This is a genomic window from Zongyangia sp. (genome assembly GCF_965361945.1).
Map to the genome: position 1 here is coordinate 1 of NZ_CBDTOK010000141.1, position 3,332 is coordinate 3,332.

Consider the following 3,332-nt stretch of genomic DNA (forward strand, 5'->3'; position numbering starts at 1 on the left):
ATCCTTTTCTTGAGAGAAAAGGATGGCGGGCAGTGCCCGCTGCCAAACCGCGCTGTGGCGTCATTCGAGACAAAGTCGTGGGCAACGCGAACAGTGTCGCGAATAAAACTGTGGGCGCGCCGGCTACCGCAGGTCCGCGTGAGACGCGGCGGTGTTTCGAACGAGACTTGGGGCGCGACTTGCTGCCCGCTAGGGCCGCGTCTTGCCCGCCGCTAGGCGTGGTGGAAGGCACAGGAATGGCGCAGGGGGCAGTCGGCGCAGCTCTTCTTTTTCTTTTGGCCGGGAAGGTCAGTGATGCCGATGACAGCGGTCACCGATTTCCGAGGGGTTAAGATATTGTCCCCGGTGGCGGCCAGGCCGATTTTCCGATGGGTATCCAGCAGGGCGGTGAACCCCTGCTGCTGGGTGATGGGCATATCCCCATAGCCTGGGGAAAACCGCCAGGTAATCCCCTTGCCCCGGGCCTGGGCGTCCTTGGCAATCTCCTCCTGCACCTGGTCGCAGACCCCCTCGATGGCGGCGGTGGCGCAGGCGTCCAGAACCACAGCCCGGGCCATGTCGGTGACCTGGGCCCGGCGCAGGGCCTGCTCAATGCCGGAGCCGATGGTGGCGGCCAGCAGGACGCAGCTTTTGCAGCCGGTCAGATGCCGCCGGATATCCTCCCCTTCCAGGGAGAAGCTGGTGCCTGCAAGCTCCACCCCCTCCCCCATACGGATGGGGAACTCCCGCCACAGATACCGGGGGGTGGCAAGCAGCCGCACCTGGGAGACGCATTCCTCCACCAGGGCGGCGGTGGCCTCATCCGGCTCTGTAGTGCCGCAGCCGAGATACCGCAGCACCTCCCGGCGGTCGATGGCAAACTCCATGGATTAGTCCTCCCGCTCGTTGATGCAGTGGACAATGCTGCCGATGCTGCCGCTGATCCGCCGGGCTACCTCGGGATTGTTCATGGTATAGAGGTGGATGCCGTGGGCCCCGTTGGAGAGCAGGTCGATGATCTGTTCGGTGGCGTAGGCAATGCCCGCGTCCATCATGGCGGCGGGGTTGTGGCCGTACCGGCTGAGGATCCGCACCAGCCGCTTGGGGATGCTGGCGCCGCACAGGGAGACCATCCGCTCGATCTGGCTTTTGTTGGTCACCGGCATAATGCCCGCCTGCACCGGCGTCTGGATCCCCGCCTCCCGCAGCTTGTAAAGGAAGTTATAATAATCCTCGTTGTCAAAAAACAGCTGGGTGACCAGATGGCTGGCGCCGGCGTCCACCTTTTCCTTCAGATGGCGGATATCCGCCTCCAGGGTGGGGCTGTCCGGATGCCCCTCCGGATAACAGGCCGCCGCCACGTCAAAGCCGCCCCGCTCCTGGATGGTGCGGATGAGCTCCGAAGCGTACTTAAATTCCCCCTTGGGGGGCCGGTCGGGATTTTTATCCCCCCGCAGGGCCAGGACATTCTCAATCCCTGCCTGTTCCAGTTCGTCCAGGGTGGCATAAATCTGCGCCTTATCCGAATTAAGGCAGGTCAGATGGGCCAGCGGGATCAGGCCGTAATCTTCCTTGATGGCCCGGGCGATCCGGCAGGTGGAATCATCCGCCGGGTTGCCTCCCGCCCCATAGGTCACGCTGACATAGTCCGGCTTTAAGTCCCGGACGCTGTCCAGGGTGCGGTAGATGGCGTCAATGGTGCCGTTTTTCTTGGGCGGAAACACCTCCAGGGAGAAGACCGCCTTCTTCTGCTGGAATAGCTGGGATATCTTCATGGGTTTCCCCTCTCTTTCCTTTGGAATTTCCCGGTAATTCAGTTAGGTAAAGTATAACATCCCCGCCGCCAAATGTAAACCGGTTGCCATCTCTGTCCCGGCGGGTATAATAGGAAGTAGAAATTACAAAAAGGCTGCCGGGCCTGTCCCGGCCGGCCGGGGAGTATCTATGTACGAAAATACGGAACAAAAGCAAATCGCCCTCCTTGTCTGCGTGGATACCGGGGAGTTTGACGCCCAGGTATCCATCGACGAATTGGAGGAGCTTTCCTACACCGCCGGGGCTCAGGTGGCCGGCAAGGTGATCCAGCGCCGGGAGAGCCTGGATCCTTCCACCTGCGTGGGCTCCGGCCGCCTGGAGGAGATCAAGGAGTTCTGCCAGGCAAACGACGTAAACCTGCTGATCTTCGACCATGAGCTGACGGCGGTCCAGCAGCGGAACATCGAACGGGAAACCGATCTGGCCGTCATCGACCGCACCACCCTAATCCTGGACATCTTCGCCCAGCGGGCCCGCTCTAAAGAGGGAAAACTCCAGGTGGAGCTGGCCCAGCAGAAGTATCTCCTGCCCCGGCTCATGGGGCTGGGACAGAGCCTGTCCCGGCTGGGAGGCGGCATCGGCACCCGGGGCCCCGGCGAATCCAAGCTGGAATCGGACCGCCGCCACATCCGCCGCCGCATCCAGTCCCTGGAGGGGCAGCTGGAGGAGGTGAGGCGCCATCGGGAGCTACTGCGCCGCCGGAGGAAAAAGGACGGCGTCATCACCGTGGCCATTGTGGGCTACACCAATGTGGGGAAATCCACCCTCCTCAACACCCTCACCGACGCCGGGGTCCTGGCCGAGGACAAGCTCTTCGCTACCCTGGATCCTACCGCCCGGGCTTTGAAGCTTCCCGACGGCCGCAGCGTTATGCTGGTGGACACGGTGGGGCTTATCCGCCGGCTGCCCCATCATCTGGTGGAGGCTTTCCACTCCACCCTGGAGGAGGCGGTGGAAGCAGACCTCATCCTCAATGTCTGCGATATCTCCAGCGAGGAGACCCTGGCTCAGATCGAAACCACCCGTCAGGTCCTCCAGGAGCTGGGAGCCGGGGACAAGCCGGTGGTCACCGTCCTCAACAAATGCGACAAGCTTTCCCAGATGCCCCTGGTCCTGGAAAAGGGATGCGTCTTTATCTCCGCCAAGACAGGCTTTGGCCTGGAAAAGCTCTTGGAGGCCATTGAAAAGGCTCTGCCGCCCACCCATCTCCGGCTCAAGCTGATGATTCCCTTTGACAAAGCCGCCATCTACTCCCGCCTGAAGGATTCCTCGGTGGTCTACGCTGAGGAATACACTCCCCACGGCATCCTGGTGGATGCGCTGGTGGACATGAAGATGCTCCACGAGGTGGAAGGTTTCATAGAATAAAAAGGACAGCCGCTTTATAAAGCGGCTGTCCTTTTATTCCAGCGACAGCTGGCCCCGGGATGTTCCGAAAAATCGTCGGCTGCCGCCGAAACCGCCCACGGCCCCTCCCGGGGCGGGAAGACGCGCCCTGGGTTTTATTTTGTAACACTGTTCGCGATGCCCGCAACTGA

Annotated in this window: 3 protein-coding genes; 1 reads left to right on the forward strand and 2 read right to left on the reverse strand. The window is 61.6% G+C overall.

The window, feature by feature from the left end:
- Window positions 1–212: 212 nt before the first annotated feature.
- Both ACZ25G_RS08975 and metF read right to left on the reverse strand, forming a co-directional pair.
- Entirely contained in the window at window positions 213–866 is a 654-nt protein-coding gene (locus tag ACZ25G_RS08975; protein WP_463682212.1) for a methionine synthase, read from the reverse strand.
- Window positions 867–869: 3 nt separating this feature from the next.
- Window positions 870–1,754 carry a methylenetetrahydrofolate reductase [NAD(P)H] gene (gene metF / locus ACZ25G_RS08980; protein ID WP_463682213.1) on the reverse strand — a complete coding sequence of 295 codons (885 nt, stop codon included), beginning with the start codon at window positions 1,752–1,754 and terminating at the stop codon, window positions 870–872.
- A gap of 169 nt (window positions 1,755–1,923) precedes the next feature.
- Between metF and hflX the strand changes: the two genes are divergently transcribed.
- Window positions 1,924–3,162 carry a GTPase HflX gene (gene hflX / locus ACZ25G_RS08985; protein WP_463682214.1) on the forward strand — a complete coding sequence of 413 codons (1,239 nt, stop codon included), beginning with the start codon at window positions 1,924–1,926 and terminating at the stop codon, window positions 3,160–3,162.
- Window positions 3,163–3,332 lie beyond the last annotated feature (170 nt).